Here is a 14849-nt window from a genome sequence, read left to right as displayed (position 1 = left end):
GGCTGCATCGGCGCGTGCGTATACGCGCCGATGCAGCGCTGCGAGTTCCGGTTACGACGCCTGTGGTCCGACGCAGCGGCTGTCGGGTAGTACGTCGCCCTGCGGGTCACGCGCACTGCCGATCACGTAGCGCGCGTTCGGGTGACCGAGCGAGGCGATGAAGTCCGCGCGGCTGGCGTCGTCGAATACCAGTACCAGGCGCGCTTGGCGCTTCCATGCGGGGCCTCGTGCATCTTCCGCCTGGCGCATCGCGACGAGTGCGTCCATGCCGATCACATCGATCAACGTCTCGAGATCGCCGACGGCCGAACTCAGCATGCCCTCGAGATTGCGATCGCCCACCAGCATCTGCGCGCGGGCTGTGCGCAGATGGGGATGCGGGGTACGTAGCGACGCGGCCTGCAGCGTGTAGGTGTGCATCGCGCGCTGTCGCTCACGGGCGTCGCCTTGCAACGCGACGTCGCGGCGCGTGGAGGACGAGTCGACGTACGGCGCATGCAAGGTGCACGCGTGCTGGACGGGCATGCGCGCAGATACGTGCGGCGGGACGAGCACCACGGCGAAACACGCCAAGGCAGCATCGCGGATGGGGCGCACGGGCGGTCCTTATGCCTCTCCAGGGCGGACAGGGTACATGCCCCGCTGGCGGGCATTCGCGTGGCACAGCGCATCGAACAGCACATTTCGAAGACCTGTACGCGCATCGCGACGACTTGATCGTGCCTGGACGGCGGTTCTGCCAGCATCCAGACGGACCTCCACGTGGACATCGCGCATGCGCATCCTGATCACCGGCGGCAGCGGCTTCATCGGCAGCGCGCTGACGGCGCGGCTTCAGCGCGAGGGCGCGCAGGTGACCTGGCTGTCGCGCCGGGCGTCGACGCCGGCGCCCGAAGGCGTGGAAGTGCGCGACTACGCCTCGTTGTGGGCCGACGACCGGTTCGATGCGGTGATCAATCTCGCCGGCGCGGGCATCGCCGACGCGCGATGGACCCGGTCGCGCAAGCAGACGCTGCGCGACAGCCGGCTGATTCCGACCGGCGTGCTGACCGACTGGATCCGCTCGGTGCACACGCCGCCCAAAGTGCTGCTCAGCGGTTCGGCGATCGGCTGGTACGGCGCGCAGGACGATGCGCCGCTGGACGAAGACAGCGCGCCGCACGACGAGTTCCAGCATCGCCTCTGCGCCGACTGGGAAGCGGCGGCGCGTGCGGCCGAGGACCGTGTGCCCGTGGTGCTCCTGCGTACCGGCGTCGTGCTGCATCCGGCCGGCGGCATGCTGCAGCGCCTGCGGATGCCGTTCCAGTTCGGACTCGGGGCGCGTCTCGGCGATGGTCGGCAGGTGCTGAGCTGGATCGCGCGCGAGGACTGGATCGACGCGGCCATGACGTTGCTGCGTCCGCATCTCGACGGTGACGCCGATGCGCCGACCGGTGCGTTCAACCTCACCGCGCCCGAGCCCGTCAGCAACAGCCGGTTCACCCGCGCGCTGGCGGATGCCTTGCGACGTCCGGCGCTGCTGGCAGTGCCGCGCAAGGCGCTCGAACTGGGCCTGGGCGAGATGGCGACGCTGCTCGTCGACGGCCAGCGCGTGCTGCCGGCGCGCCTGCAGCAGCGCAGCCATGCCTTCGTTTGGCCGGAGCTCGAAGCCTATCTGGCGTCCGTGCTGCGCTGATTCCGGGCGCCGCCGCGCTGCGCAAGATCGGGTACGCGCGCCGGCGCATTGGACCGGATACTCGCGGCGAGTCCACCGCGAGCGCCGTCATGAAAGCAGACACCCGGTCCCGTCTCGCGCCGCGCATCGCGGCGGTTGCCGGGCATCTGCAGGACCTCGTCGCCGAAGGCGCCGCGGCGCCGCCGCTGGAGACGCTCGCGCGCCAGGCGAGCCTGTCGCCGTTCCACTTCCATCGCGTCTGGCGCGCGGCGACCGGCGAGACGCTGGGCCGTACCCTCACGCGACTGCGCCTATCGCGCGCGCTGCAACTGCTGGCCGCGGGCGAGACGGTCACGCGGGCGGCGCTCGCCGTGGGATACGCCAGCCCGCAGGCGCTGGCACGCACGTTCCGGCAGACGCTCGGGGTCACGCCGGCAGCACTGCGCGGCCGTACCGCAGAGGCGCGTGCATTGCTGGGTCGCCTGCAACCGCCGGGTCCGCCGACGCCCGAACCGCTGGCCGTCGAGCTGGTCGAGATCGCACCGTTCGAGGTCGTGGCCCTGCGCGCGCGTGGTGCATTCGACGATCTCGATGACGCTTTCGGGCGTCTGTTCGGCTGGGCCGAAACCGCAGGCGTGGCGGATCGCATCGATGCACTGATCGGCGTGCCGCTCGGGGACCACCGCGACCTGCCCCCGCACGCGCTCCAGTTCGATGCCGCGCTGCGTCTGCCGGCTCCGGCGACGGTGCCGCGCCCGCTGCGCAAGCTGAAGATCGGTGGCGGTCGCCACGCCCGCGTGCGCCACGTCGGCGCGTACTCGGGACTCGAAGACGTGACCGATCGTCTGCTGGCGCAGTGGTGGCCGGCGAGCGGCGAGCGCCTGCGCGAGGCGCCGCTGCATTACCACTTCCTCGACGATCCCGAGCAGGTGGCCGAGGCCGAACTGCGTGCCGACATCCTGCTGCCGCTGGACGACTGAGACGCGACGCTCAACGGCCCAAGACGCCCGTCGGATCGCCTGGCGACGCTCGCAGCCGAGCCCGAAACTTCGCCATGCCGGCGGTCGCGGCCAGCGGCCAGTGCGCGGTCGCACGCGTCGACAGCGGCGTCGCATGCGGATTGATCTCGAGCACCGGCGTGCCGGCCCGCAGCGCACGGTCGGGCAGCCCGGCCGCCGGCCAGACCAGCGACGATGTGCCGATGACGACCAGCAGGTCGCAGGCATCGACGGCGGCTTCGGCCGCGTCCCATGCATCGGACGGCAGCGATTCGCCGAACCAGACCACGTCCGGCCGGAACGCCTCCCCGCATTGCACGCACGCCGGCGGCATCTCGCGCGCGCCGCCGTCGGGCGGCGCAGGCGCGGCGAGGATCGGATCGGGCGTGACGCGCGCGCCGCAACCGATGCAGCGCGAGGCCAGCAGGCGGCCGTGCAGGTGCAGCACGTCGCGCGCGCCGCCGCGCTCGTGCAGGTCGTCGACGTTCTGTGTCACCACCGTCAGCGCGTGGCCGTCGTCGGCGAGCCCGGCGACGTCGACGTGCGCGGCGTTCGGCGCGGCCGCGGCCACCAGCGCCGCGCGCCAGCGGTACCAGCCCCAGACGAGCGCGGGATCGGCGCGGAACGCGGCTTCGGTCGCCAGGCGCTCTGCGTCGAAGCGTGCCCACAGGCCGGTCAGTGCATCGCGGAACGTCGGGATGCCGCTCTCGGCCGAGATGCCCGCACCGCTGAGCACGACGAGGCGCATCGTCAGACCGGCTGGATCGCCTCGGCGGGAACTGAGCCCGGACGCACCGGACGGAACGGCGGCGTCGACATCACCATCTCGGCCAGCGAATACGCCAGCTCGCGTTCGGCCAGCACCGCGCCGTCGGCACCGTGCTGCAGCAGATGCCGGACCTCGCCGTCGCTGTGCGCGCGTGCCAGTACCGTCAGCGCGGGATTGACCGCCTTCATGCGCTCGATGGCTTCGCCGGCTTCGAGCGCCTGCGGAATGGCGAAGATCGCCAGCGCCGCGCGGTCGGGCGCGGCGTCGAGCATCACCGGTTCGGAGGCGATGTTGCCGCGCACGACGGTGAAGCCGCGCTCGCGGCCACGACGGACCAGTTCGTTGTCGTCTTCCACGACGACCAGCGGCACGCCGCGCTGCTGCAGCAGTTCGGCCAGCTGGCGGCCGACGCGGCCGTAACCGACGAGGATCGCGTGGTTGCGCAGGTCCTCGGGCACGCCATGCTCGGGCGGTGCCTGCGCGGCGTGGGAGGCGGCCGCGGCGCGCGCGGCGAGCTCCTGCTTGGCCTGCCAGCGATCCAGCGCGGAGAACAGCAGCGGATTGACGATGATCGACAGCAGCGCGCCCGCCAGCACCAGGTCGCGCCCGGTTTCGGGCAGCAGCTGCAGGGCGACGCCGAGGCCGACGAGGATGAAGGAGAACTCGCCGATCTGCGCCAGGCTGGTGGAGATGGTCAGCGCGGTCGAACGCGGATGCTTGAACAGCCGCACGATCCAGTACGCGGCGATCGACTTGCCGACCACGATGATCAGGAACGTCGCCAGCACCTGCCACGGATGCTCGACGAGGATCATCGGATTGAACAGCATGCCCACCGATACGAAGAACAGCACCGCGAACGCATCGCGCAGCGGCAGCGAATCGTTGGCCGCCTCGTGGCTGAACTCCGATTCGTTGAGCACCATGCCGGCGAAGAACGCGCCGAGTGCGAACGACACGCCGAACAGCGCCGACGCGCCGAATGCCACGCCCAGCGCGATCGCCAGCACCGACAGGGTGAACAGTTCGCGCTGGCCGGTGCCGGCGATGCGTTCGAGCACCCAGGGAATCACGCGGCGGCCGACCAGCAGCATCACCGCGACGAAGGCGCTGACCTTGACCAGCGTCCAGAGGATCATCAGCGCGATCGCGCCGGCCCCGGGCGGCGTCGCGCCGCCGCGGTCGGTGTAGATGTCGGCCAGCACCGGCAGCAGAACCAGCGCCAGCACCATCACCAGGTCCTCGACGATCAGCCAGCCCACGGCGATCTTGCCGCGCCGCGTATCGAGCAGGCGCCGCTCTTCCATCGCGCGCAGCAGCACCACGGTACTGGCCACCGACAGCGCCAGACCGAATACGAAGCCGCTGACCAGCGGCCAGCCCATCAGCCATGCGAGCACCCAGCCGAGCACGGTGGCCACCGTGATCTGCGCGATCGCGCCTGGAATGGCGATGGACTTCACGTCCATCAGGTCCTTGAGCGAGAAGTGCAGGCCGACCCCGAACATCAGCAGCATCACGCCGATCTCGGCGAGCTGGTTGGCCAGATCCTGGTCGGCGACGAAGCCGGGTGTGAACGGCCCGACGATGATGCCCGCGACGAGATAGCCCACCAGCGGCGAGAGCCGCAATCTGTTGGCGAGCGCGCCGAGCACGAAGGCCACGCCGAGGCCGACGGCGACGATGTTGATCAGGTCGGTGTTGTGCGGCATCGGGGGACATGTCGCCTGTACTGGTCTTGCAGTGTCGCCGACGCGTCGTGACAGGGGCAAGCCGGACGATTCCGGTTCTTCGGCGAATTGCAGATTGTGCGTGGTGATGCGCGGAGATCGGACGTGATCGTGCGCCTGCGAATCCGGCCCCCGAAACGACGATGCCCCGGCAGACCGGGGCATCGAAGTACGATCAGATGGCGTCGATCACCAGTTGTAGGCGATCTTCGCGTAGGCGAACGCACCGCCGAAGCCGAACGGCGAGAGGTTGCTGTACGGGAACTGCCCGTTGGTCGAGTTGCCGAAGATGTTCTCGTCCGGGTATTCGTTGAGCACGTTGTCGGCGCCCAGCGTCAGCGCCCAGTTGTCGCCCGGCTTGAACGTCGCCGACACGTCGACCAGCCACTTCGCGCCGTACTCCTGGTCGAGCGCGGCATTGGTCGGCGTGGTGCGCACGCTGCCGTAGCGCGTGGTGGCGAGCGCGAACGCCCAGTCGTCGACGTTCCACGTACCCGACAGCAGCAGCTTGTTGCGCGGGAAGCCGTCCTCGATGCGACCGATCTCGGCGCGATCGATGCGCTCGAGGTTCAGGCCGTTCTGGCTCAGGGCCGCCGGGTTCGGCGCGATGCGGGTGATCTCGGTTTTGGTGTGGTTGTAGCCGGCGGTCAGGTCGACGCTGCTTGCGGCGAGGTCCCAGCGGTAGCTGCCGACGACGTCGATGCCGCGCGTGCGGGTGTCGATGGCATTGGTGAAGTAGCGACCGCCGGTGACACCGAAGATGCCCTGCGATTCGAGCAGGCGACGCACCGCATCGCCGGTGAGGTTGGACGACAGCGCGATGCGGTCGTCGACGTCGATCTGGTAGGCGTCGACGGTGACGTAGAGATTGTCGACCGGCTGCAGCACCAGGCCCAGGCTGTAGGACAGCGATTCCTCGGGCTTGAGCGCCTCGGCGCCGAAGGCCTGCGCCACCGCGCTGCTGGCCGGGAAGGTGCGGATCTCGAACGGCGTGGTGATGCCCGGCAGGAAGGTCGTGCTGACGGTCTGGAAGTACTGCTGGGCCAGCGACGGTGCGCGGAAGCCGCTCGACACCGTGCCGCGCAGCGCGACCGCGTCGGTGAACGCGTAGCGCGCCGACAGCTTGCCGGACAGCTGGCTGCCGAAGTCGTCGTAGTCCTCGTAGCGCGCGGCGGCGCCGGCCGAGAACTTCCCGGTCAGATCCGCTTCCAGGCCCGCGTAGACGGCGTGGCTGTCGCGGTCATAGGCGCCGGCGACTTCCGGTGCGAAGCCCGCGAAACCCTGCGCGCCGCCGCCCGCACCGGGCGCGCCGCGTCCGGCGTTGGCGTAGGAACCGAACTCGCCCGGCGACTGGTTCCACTTCTCGTTGCGCGCTTCCACGCCGAACGACAGCGTCGCCGGATACGCCAGACCCAGTTCCAGCGGGCGGCTGACGTCGAGATTGACGATATTCTGCGTGGTCTCCAGCGCGCCGTCGTAGAACGACGTCGGCGAGCTCGCGCCCAGGCTCGCGTTGAGCGTGTTGCGCGTATAGAACTCGAGGTGGTTGTAGCCGTAGTTGTAGCTCAGGTCCCAGTTCCACTCGCCCGCGGCCCCCTTGATGCCGGCGACGATCGAGCGGTCCTTGGAGATGTTGTTGATCTCGGGCAGGAAGCCGTCGGGGTAGATGGCGCGGATGTTCTGCGTGGTGTTGCCCGGCGCGCGGAAGAACGCGAACGAGGTGATGTCGCGGTTGCTGGCGGTACCGAAGCCGTAGAGGGTGAGGGCATCGTTGAGCGCGAACTCGCTGTTGAAGCCCACCGCGCCGAAGTCGACCTCCGGCTCGCCGATCACGAAGGCCTTCTGGCCCAGCGCGGGCTGGGTAACGCCAAGCGTGCCGGCGAACGGTCGCGCGCGGTTGGTTTCTTCCTGCTGGCCGAGCTGCGCAGACAGATGCAGGAACCCGCGGTCGTCGCCGAGCGACAGGCCGGTGTCGCCGGCGATCTGGGTCTGCTTGCCGTCGCCGGCCGAATACTGGCCCGCGCTCACCGACAGGCTGCCGCCGCTGGAGGCGCCCTTGAGCACCACGTTGACCACGCCGGCGATCGCGTCCGAGCCGTACTGCGCCGACGCGCCGTCGCGCAGCACTTCGACGCGCTCGATCGCCGAGACCGGAATCGTGTTGAGGTCGACCGGCGAGGAGCCGCGGCCGATGGTGCCGTTGAGGTTGAGCAGCGAGGAGGTGTGGCGGCGCTTGCCGTTGACCAGCACCAGCACCTGGTCGGGCGCCAGGCCGCGCAGCTGCGCCGGGCGGATCGCCGAGGTGCCGTCGGTCAGCGCCGGGCGCGGGAAGTTCAGCGAGGGCAGGGCGCGTGCGAGCGCGGTCGCCAGTTCGGTCGTGCCGGTCGCGGTGAGCGTTTCGGACGTGATGATGTCGATCGGCGACTGCGATTCGGCGACGGTGCGGTCGCTGACGCGGGTGCCGGTGACGATCAGGGTGTCGAGGGTCGAGGTGCGCGTCTGGGAATCGGCCGGGGTCTGCTGCGCGAATGCGGTGGCAGGCAGGACGAGGGCCGCGGCGACGGCGAGCGTGAGGCGGTGACGAAGCATGGGCGGGCTCTTGGGGGGAGGGTGTGTTAAGTGGGGTTTAACACGGTCGTTTCAAAAGGGTCAATCGCGCCAAAAATCGGTTTCGATTGTTTCTTTTTTGGAACGATGCTGAGGCGCCTTTCGGCGCACCCCCGGAAGAGAGCAGCGGCCTGCCTCCGGTAGAATTGCCGCCATGATCTCCTTCAAGAATTTCGCCCTGCGGCGCGGCGAACGCCTGCTGCTGTCCGCTGTCGACCTGACCATGCACGCGGGCTGGCGCACCGGCGTCGTGGGCCGCAACGGCACCGGCAAATCCTCGCTGTTCGCCGCGGTGCGCGGCGAGGTGGAGGCCGACATGGGCGACCTCGACCTGCCCAACCGCGTGCGCGTGGCGTCCATCGCCCAGGAACTGCCTTCGCTGCCGGATGCGGCCATCGATTTCGTGCTCGCCGGCGACGCCGCCGTGGCCAAGGTGCTCAAGGCCGAAGCCGACGCCATGGCCGCCGAGGACTGGGAAGCCGTGGCCGAAGCGCATCTGCGCATGGCCGAAATCGGCGCCTACGACGCCGGCGCGCGCGCGGGCAAGCTGCTGCACGGCCTGGGCTTCCCGGCCGAAACCCACCAGCGTGCGGTCTCCACGTTCTCCGGCGGCTGGCGCGTGCGCCTGAATCTGGCGCGCGCGCTGATGACGCCCAGCGACCTGCTGCTGCTCGACGAACCGACCAACCACCTCGATCTCGACGCGGTGCTGTGGCTGGAGCAGTGGCTGCTCAAGTATCCCGGCACGCTGCTGCTGATCTCGCACGACCGCGAGTTCCTCGACAACGTCTGCACCCACACCCTGCACCTGCATGGCGGCAGCGCGAAGCTCTACACCGGCAACTTCACCGCCTTCGAGCGCCAGCGCGCCGAACAGCTGCGGCTGCAGCAGATCACCCACGAAAAGACCCAGGCCGAGAAGGCGCACCTGCAGAAGTTCATCGACCGCTTCAAGGCCAGCGCGGCCAAGGCCAAGCAGGCCCAGTCGCGCGTCAAGCGCCTGGCCAAGATGGCCGACACCGAAGCGGTGCGCGCCGAGCGCGAAGTGCAGATCGACTTCCCGCAGCCGGTCAAGCTGCCGCACGCGCTGTTGCGCATCAACGACGGCATCTGCGGTTATCCCTCGGCGGACGGGCAGGTGGTCATTCTCGACAAGGTCGGCTTCGGTCTCGAGGCCGGCGACCGCATCGGCCTGCTGGGTCCGAACGGCGCGGGCAAGTCGACGCTGGTGAAATCGCTGGTCGGCGACCTGCCGCTGCTGGCCGGCGAGCGCTATGCGCATCCGGATCTGCGCATCGGCTACTTCGCCCAGCACACGGTGGAATCGCTAGTGGCCGGTACCTCGCCGATCGATCACCTGCGCGAGATCTCGCCGAATGTCGCCACCCAGGCCTTCCGCGATTTCCTCGGCAAATGGAGTTTCCCGGGTGATCGCGCGTTCGAGAGCATCGACGGCTTCTCCGGCGGCGAGCGCGCGCGTCTGGCGCTGGCGCTGATCGCCTGGCTGCAGCCGAACGTGCTGCTGCTCGACGAACCGACCAACCATCTCGATCTGGAAATGCGCGAGGCACTGGCCGAGGCGCTCAGCGATTTCCCCGGCGCGATCGTGCTGGTCTCGCATGACCGGCACCTCATCGGTCTGGTCAGCGAGACCTACTGGCGCGTCGCCGACGGCGCGGTGATTCCGTTCGACGGCGACCTCGACGAATACGCCGCGTGGTTGCGTGCGCGTGGCAATGCCGGCGAACTGCGCACGCCGCCTGCAATGCCCGCGGCGGCTGCGCCGGTCGCTGCCGCCCCGGCCACGCCGAAGTCCAAGGCCAATCCGCACAAGCTGCAGAAGGCCGAGGCGCGCGTCGCCGAACTGGAGCGCGAGCTGTCGGACATCGACGGCGCACTGGCCGACCCCAACACCTGGTCGGACGCGAGCAAGGCCGCGACGCTCGGCCAGCGCCAATCGACGCTGCGCAGCCAGCTTGAACAGGCCGAGGGCGAACTGCTCGCGCTCTACGACGCGGCGTGAGCGCCACCCGGGTGCGCCCGGGTTGCTGGCCCCGGAAGCGGCGGTTAGGGTGATGCGATGAACACCATTCCGCTTCGACTCGCCCTGATCACCTCCGCGTTTGCCCTCGCCGCCTGCGGCAACAACGCGCCTGCCGAAGCGGACCGTCCCGCCGCGGCCAACCCCACTGCCGATGCCGCGGCCGCCGCCGCGGCGGTCGATGCCGCGACCCAGCGCGTGCCCGCCGACGAGTTCCTCGCCGCGATCGCACGTCACTGCGGCGAAGCCTTCGCCGGCCGCATCATCACCAACGAGCCGGCGCCCGCGCCGGGCGCCGAACCCGACCCCTTCGAGGGCAAGGAACTGGTGATGCACGTGCGCGACTGCAGCAACCGCAAGGAAGAACTGCGCATTCCTTTCCATGTCGGCGACGACCATTCGCGCACCTGGATCCTGACCCGCACCGAGCACGGCCTGCGCCTGAAGCACGACCATCGCAAGCCCGACGGCAGCGAGGATCCGGTCACCATGTACGGCGGCGAATCGCAGAACGCCGGCACCGCGCAGCGCCAGGAATTCCCGGTCGATGCCGAGTCAATCGCGCTGTTCGAGAAGGAAGGTCTGAGCGCCTCGGTGACCAACACCTGGGCCATGGAGATCGAGCCGGGCAAGCGCTTCGTCTACGAACTGGCGCGTCCGGGCGGCCGCAAGTTCCAGGTCGAATTCGACCTGACGAAGACCGTGGCCGCGCCGCCGACGCCCTGGGGCTACTGATCCAGCCGGGCGCTGCTGCGGCGGCGCCCTGCCGGCGACATCGAAATCCCGCACAATCGCGCCCCCGGCCGGCTTGAACCGGCCCGGGGCGTCCTCATGTCCGGTCTCCGGATATTCCCGCTTCCTGCCAGCCAGCCTTCCGCCATGCCGATCTATGCCTTCCAGTGCGCCGACTGCGGCCACAGTTTCGACCGCCTGCAGAAGATGTCCGACCCTGATCCGGACACCTGTCCCGCCTGTGGCGCCGCGGCGGTCAAGCGCCAGCTGACCGCGCCGTCGTTCCGCCTCGCCGGCAGCGGCTGGTACGAGACCGACTTCAAGAAGGACGGCGACAAGAAGCGCAATCTGGTCGAAGGCAGCAGCACCGCGTCCGCCACCGACACCGCCGCAGCCCCGGCCAAGACCGAGAGCAAGCCGGCTGCGACCGAGTCCAAGCCGGCCGCCAAGCCCGCTGCGGCGGACTGACGCCTGCCCGCAGGCCGTGCCCGGCGCGGCCCCGCGTGACGCCTTAAACTAGCGGGCTGTCAAAACCCGCGCGATGCACCGCGCCACCGGCCCGCGCTCCCAGCAGGTCGGTGCCCCCCGTGTCCGGAGTTCCCATGCGTACCCATTTTTGCGGCCTGATCGACGAATCGCTGATCGGCCAGACCGTCACCCTGTGCGGCTGGGCCGACGTCGCCCGCGATCTGGGTGGCGTGTGCTTCATCGACCTGCGCGATCATGAAGGCATCGTGCAGGTGGTCGCCGAGCCGTCGGACGCCGAAGGCAACGCGGACGTGATCGCGACCGCGGTGAAGGTGGGCTACGAGGACGCGTTGCGCATCACCGGCGTGGTGCGTGCGCGCCATTCGGTCAACGCAAAGATCCGCACCGGCCAGGTCGAGATCGTCGCGACCGAGATCCAGGTGCTCAACAAGGCCGAGCCGCTGCCGTTCCACCACCACGAGAACCCGGGCGAAGAGACGCGCCTGAAGTATCGCTATCTCGACCTGCGTCACCCCGAGATGCAGCGCCGCATGCGCACGCGCACGAAGCTGGTCAGCGCACTGCGTCACTGGCTCGACGCCAAGGGCTTCCAGGACATCGAGACGCCGATCCTGACGAAGGCGACGCCGGAAGGTGCGCGCGACTTCCTGGTGCCGGCGCGCATGCATCCCGGCGAGTTCTATGCGCTGCCGCAGTCGCCGCAGCTGTTCAAGCAGATCCTGATGATGGCGGGCTTCGACCGCTACTACCAGATCGCACGCTGCTTCCGCGACGAGGCGCTGCGCGCCGATCGCCAGCTGGAATTCACCCAGCTCGACATGGAGTTCGCGTGGGTGTCCGAGCGCGACGTGCAGGACATGGTCGAGGCGATGATCCGCGACGTGTTCCGCGATGTCGCGAACGTTGAACTCGCCGCCGAATTCCCGCGCATGACCTATGCCGAGGCGATGCGCCGCTACGGCTCCGACAAGCCGGACCTGCGCATCGCGCTGGAGCTGGTCGACGTCGCCGATCTGGTCAAGGACAGCGGCTTTGCGGTGTTCACCGGTCCGGCTGCCGATGCCGGCGGACGCGTGTGCGCGCTGCGCATTCCGGGCGGCGCGAATCTGAGCCGCAAGCAGATCGACGAGTATGCCGCGCATGCCGGCAAGTACGGCGCCAAGGGTCTGGCCTACATCAAGATTTCCGAGACCGGCGAGGTGTCGTCGCCGATCCAGAAGTTCTTCGACGAGGCCGCGTTCGCCGCGCTGGTCGCGCACGTCGGTGCCGGCAACGGCGATCTCGTGTTCTTTGGCGCCGGCAAGTATTCGACCGTCAGCGACTTCATGGGCGCGGTGCGCCTGAAGGCGGGCAAGGACTTCGCTCTGGTCGCCGACGGCTGGGCGCCGCTGTGGGTCACCGATTTCCCGATGTTCGAATGGGACGACGAGGCGCAGCGCTATGTCGCCCTGCATCACCCCTTCACCGCACCGTCGGTCGACGACGAGGCCGACCTGCGCGCGAATGCCGGGACGGCCGTGTCGCGCGGTTACGACATGGTGCTCAACGGCAACGAGATCGGTGGCGGTTCGATCCGCATCCACCGCGCGTCGATGCAGTCGGCGGTGTTCGAGCTGCTGGGCATCGGCGCCGAGGAAGCGCAGGCGAAGTTCGGCTTCCTGCTCGACGCGCTCAAGTACGGCGCGCCGCCGCACGGCGGCATCGCGTTCGGCATCGACCGCATCGCCGCGCTGATGGCCGGCACCGAGTCGATCCGCGACGTGATCGCGTTCCCCAAGACCACCGGCGCGCAATGCCTGATGACCGATGCGCCGTCGCCGATCGCCGATGCGCAACTGGCCGAAGTGCACATCCAGGTGCGTCCGCGGGCCGAGAAGGCCGCGAGCTGATCGCATGACCGCGACGCTCCGCCGCGCCACCGTCGACGACGCACAGACGCTGTCGACGCTGGCCGCGCGCACGTTCACCGAAACCTTCGGCCATCTGTATCCGCCGCAGGATCTGGCGGATTTCATTGCCGATGCCTACGCGGTGGAGAAGCAGCGCACGATCCTCGCGCACCCGGACTACGCGGTCTGGCTGCTCGAAGTCGATGGCGAGGCCGTCGGCCATGCGGCGGCCGGCCCTTGCGGTCTGCCGCACGCCGACGTCGCAAAAGGCGATGGCGAGCTCAAGCGCCTGTATCTCGTGCAGGGCCACCAGGCCGGCGGCAACGGCACGCGGATGATGGATGCCGCGATGGACTGGCTGCTGCGCGACGGGCCGCGCACGCTGTGGGTCGGCGCATGGTCGGAGAATGTCGGCGCGCAGAGGTTCTACGCGCGCTTCGGCTTCGACAAGGTCGGCGAATACATCTTCCCGGTCGGTACGGTCCAGGACCTGGAATTCATCCTGCGCCGCCCGGCGCAGGGCTGAGCGGAACGCGCGACGCGCGTCCCGCCCCCTGTACGTCTCACCCGGCGATCGACAGCGTCACGTCGATGTTGCCGCGGGTCGCGTTCGAGTACGGGCACACGATGTGCGCGGCGTCGACGAGGGTCTGCAGCTGCGCGCGGTCCACGCCCGGCGCCGAGATGGTGAGGTCGGCCTGGATGCGGAAGCCGGTCGGAATCTTGCCGATGCCGACCTTGCCGGTGACGGTGGTGTCGGCCGGCAGTGCGACCTTGTGCTGGCCGGCGACGAACTTCAGCGCGCCCAGGAAGCAGGCCGAATAGCCGGCCGCGAACAGCTGTTCGGGGTTCGTACCCGGACCGCCGGCACCGCCGAGTTCGCGCGGGGTCGACAGGGTCACGTCGAGCACGTTGTCGGACGAGGTGGCGCGGCCCTCGCGGCCGCCAGTGGCGCTGGCGGTGGCGGTGTAGAGCACGGTTTCGATGGACATCGGACATCTCCAGTGGAGCCGCCGGCGACATGCCGTGCGGCGATGGACGCATCGTGCACGCCAATCGGCGACGACTGGTGATACAACGTCCATGAAACTTGTCCCGGAGTCCTGAAATGGTCGATCGCCTCGCCGCTTTGCTCGACCGCTTCCCGATCGCCGCCCGCGTCGATCCGCCCGGCGACGGCGCCTCGGGACCGGCCCTGTGGTTGCTGCGCGAGGGCGGACTGGTGGTGCCCGGCACCGGCGCGTGGCAGGGGCCGGGCCTGCTGTTGCAGGCACGCGCGGATGCGAGCGCGCCCGTCCTGCCCGCGCCCGAAGCGGCGTGGATGCGTGTGCGCCTGCACTTCGAGGGGGACGCCGACAATCCGCTGGCCGTGGCGCTGCCGGCAACGGTGTGGATGTCGCCCGACGCGCTGCCCGGTTCGGACGGGCTGCTGGCGCTGCTGTTCGAGGAAGCCTTCGATGGTCGCTGCGGTCGCACCGCGCTGATCGAGAAACTCGTCGAAGCGCTGCTGGTCCAGGTGCTGCGCCAGCAGATGGAGGCCGGTGCGCTGCGCGGCGGCCTGCTGGCCGGCATGGCGCATCCGCGCCTGCGGCGCGCGCTGGTGGCGATGCACGACGCGCCGGCGCACCCCTGGTCGCTGGACACGCTGGCCGACGCGGCCGGCATGTCGCGCAGCGCGTTCGCCGATGCGTTCCGCGCGTCGGTCGGACAGACGCCGGGACAGTATCTGCAGGGCTGGCGCATCGGCCTGGCGCAACGCGCGCTGCGCCGCGGCCGGCCGCTGAAGCTGATCGCCGACGAGGTCGGCTACGGCAGCGAGGCCGCGCTGTCGCGTGCCTTCAAGGCGCACAGCGGGGTGTCCCCGCGTGCCTGGCGACAGGCGCGCGTCGCGCACGGGGCGGCTGCGTGAGCACGGCGCCGACACGGGTGCTGCTGCTGCA

The 14849-nt window shown here is 69.6% G+C and carries 13 protein-coding genes; 8 read left to right on the top strand and 5 right to left on the bottom strand.

Annotated elements, in window-relative coordinates; translation table 11 throughout:
• Positions 1-51: 51 nt before the first annotated feature.
• The gene (locus tag E2F49_RS08015; RefSeq protein ID WP_133393309.1) at positions 52-525 is read right to left on the bottom strand and encodes a hypothetical protein; all 474 of its coding nucleotides are present in this window, start codon (positions 523-525) and stop codon (positions 52-54) included.
• Between the two features lie 250 nt (positions 526-775).
• Here E2F49_RS08015 and E2F49_RS08010 point away from each other — a divergent pair, with 250 nt between their 5' ends.
• A complete protein-coding gene (locus E2F49_RS08010) occupies positions 776-1675 on the top strand; it encodes a TIGR01777 family oxidoreductase (protein ID WP_133393308.1) in 900 nt (299 codons plus the stop codon).
• 89 nt (positions 1676-1764) lie between these two features.
• Entirely contained in the window at positions 1765-2634 is an 870-nt protein-coding gene (locus tag E2F49_RS08005; RefSeq protein WP_208004833.1) for an AraC family transcriptional regulator, read from the top strand.
• Between the two features lie 10 nt (positions 2635-2644).
• Here the strand turns inward: E2F49_RS08005 and E2F49_RS08000 are convergent, their stop codons facing one another.
• The 3 genes from E2F49_RS08000 to E2F49_RS07990 form a co-directional block, all read right to left on the bottom strand.
• The gene (locus E2F49_RS08000) at positions 2645-3400 is read right to left on the bottom strand and encodes an SIR2 family NAD-dependent protein deacylase (RefSeq protein WP_133393307.1); all 756 of its coding nucleotides are present in this window, start codon (positions 3398-3400) and stop codon (positions 2645-2647) included.
• Between the two features lie 2 nt (positions 3401-3402).
• The gene (gene ybaL, locus E2F49_RS07995; protein WP_133393306.1) at positions 3403-5133 is read right to left on the bottom strand and encodes a YbaL family putative K(+) efflux transporter; all 1731 of its coding nucleotides are present in this window, start codon (positions 5131-5133) and stop codon (positions 3403-3405) included.
• Between the two features lie 207 nt (positions 5134-5340).
• Entirely contained in the window at positions 5341-7740 is a 2400-nt protein-coding gene (locus E2F49_RS07990; RefSeq protein WP_133393305.1) for a TonB-dependent receptor plug domain-containing protein, read from the bottom strand.
• Positions 7741-7912: 172 nt separating this feature from the next.
• Here E2F49_RS07990 and E2F49_RS07985 point away from each other — a divergent pair, with 172 nt between their 5' ends.
• From E2F49_RS07985 to E2F49_RS07965, 5 genes are all read left to right on the top strand, one after another.
• Positions 7913-9781, top strand: a complete 1869-nt coding sequence (locus E2F49_RS07985) for an ABC-F family ATP-binding cassette domain-containing protein (protein WP_133393304.1) — start codon at positions 7913-7915, stop codon at positions 9779-9781.
• A gap of 57 nt (positions 9782-9838) precedes the next feature.
• On the top strand, positions 9839-10534 hold the full coding sequence (locus E2F49_RS07980; RefSeq protein ID WP_133393303.1) for a hypothetical protein: 696 nt from the start codon (positions 9839-9841) through the stop codon (positions 10532-10534).
• 144 nt (positions 10535-10678) lie between these two features.
• Positions 10679-10999, top strand: coding sequence for an FmdB family zinc ribbon protein (locus E2F49_RS07975; protein ID WP_055249607.1), 321 nt, complete (start codon positions 10679-10681; stop codon positions 10997-10999).
• Positions 11000-11133: 134 nt separating this feature from the next.
• Entirely contained in the window at positions 11134-12909 is a 1776-nt protein-coding gene (gene aspS, locus E2F49_RS07970) for an aspartate--tRNA ligase (RefSeq protein WP_133393302.1), read from the top strand.
• Between the two features lie 4 nt (positions 12910-12913).
• The gene (locus tag E2F49_RS07965) at positions 12914-13435 is read left to right on the top strand and encodes a GNAT family N-acetyltransferase (RefSeq protein WP_133393301.1); all 522 of its coding nucleotides are present in this window, start codon (positions 12914-12916) and stop codon (positions 13433-13435) included.
• A gap of 37 nt (positions 13436-13472) precedes the next feature.
• Here the strand turns inward: E2F49_RS07965 and E2F49_RS07960 are convergent, their stop codons facing one another.
• Positions 13473-13901 carry an organic hydroperoxide resistance protein gene (locus E2F49_RS07960; RefSeq protein WP_133393300.1) on the bottom strand — a complete coding sequence of 143 codons (429 nt, stop codon included), beginning with the start codon at positions 13899-13901 and terminating at the stop codon, positions 13473-13475.
• 116 nt (positions 13902-14017) lie between these two features.
• Between E2F49_RS07960 and E2F49_RS07955 the strand changes: the two genes are divergently transcribed.
• Positions 14018-14818: a helix-turn-helix domain-containing protein gene (locus E2F49_RS07955; RefSeq protein ID WP_133393299.1), complete on the top strand. Its 801-nt coding sequence runs from the start codon at positions 14018-14020 to the stop codon at positions 14816-14818.
• Positions 14819-14849 lie beyond the last annotated feature (31 nt).

The organism is Luteimonas terrae, assembly GCF_004358165.1.
GTDB classification, from domain to species: Bacteria; Pseudomonadota; Gammaproteobacteria; order Xanthomonadales; family Xanthomonadaceae; genus Luteimonas; species Luteimonas terrae.
Note: the sequence above shows the minus strand (reverse complement) of the source record. Positions and strands in the feature narration are given on the sequence as shown.

Bases quoted from the DNA above. Each gene is read 5' to 3' on its own strand.
- E2F49_RS08015 (WP_133393309.1), bottom strand. From the start codon at position 525: ATGCCCGTCCAGCACGCGTGCACCTTGCATGCGCCGTACGTCGACTCG.
- E2F49_RS08010 (WP_133393308.1), top strand. From the start codon at position 776: ATGCGCATCCTGATCACCGGCGGCAGCGGCTTCATCGGCAGCGCGCTG.
- E2F49_RS08005 (WP_208004833.1), top strand. From the start codon at position 1,765: ATGAAAGCAGACACCCGGTCCCGTCTCGCGCCGCGCATCGCGGCGGTT.
- E2F49_RS08000 (WP_133393307.1), bottom strand. From the start codon at position 3,400: ATGCGCCTCGTCGTGCTCAGCGGTGCGGGCATCTCGGCCGAGAGCGGC.
- ybaL (WP_133393306.1), bottom strand. From the start codon at position 5,133: ATGCCGCACAACACCGACCTGATCAACATCGTCGCCGTCGGCCTCGGC.
- E2F49_RS07990 (WP_133393305.1), bottom strand. From the start codon at position 7,740: ATGCTTCGTCACCGCCTCACGCTCGCCGTCGCCGCGGCCCTCGTCCTG.
- E2F49_RS07985 (WP_133393304.1), top strand. From the start codon at position 7,913: ATGATCTCCTTCAAGAATTTCGCCCTGCGGCGCGGCGAACGCCTGCTG.
- E2F49_RS07980 (WP_133393303.1), top strand. From the start codon at position 9,839: ATGAACACCATTCCGCTTCGACTCGCCCTGATCACCTCCGCGTTTGCC.
- E2F49_RS07975 (WP_055249607.1), top strand. From the start codon at position 10,679: ATGCCGATCTATGCCTTCCAGTGCGCCGACTGCGGCCACAGTTTCGAC.
- aspS (WP_133393302.1), top strand. From the start codon at position 11,134: ATGCGTACCCATTTTTGCGGCCTGATCGACGAATCGCTGATCGGCCAG.
- E2F49_RS07965 (WP_133393301.1), top strand. From the start codon at position 12,914: ATGACCGCGACGCTCCGCCGCGCCACCGTCGACGACGCACAGACGCTG.
- E2F49_RS07960 (WP_133393300.1), bottom strand. From the start codon at position 13,901: ATGTCCATCGAAACCGTGCTCTACACCGCCACCGCCAGCGCCACTGGC.
- E2F49_RS07955 (WP_133393299.1), top strand. From the start codon at position 14,018: ATGGTCGATCGCCTCGCCGCTTTGCTCGACCGCTTCCCGATCGCCGCC.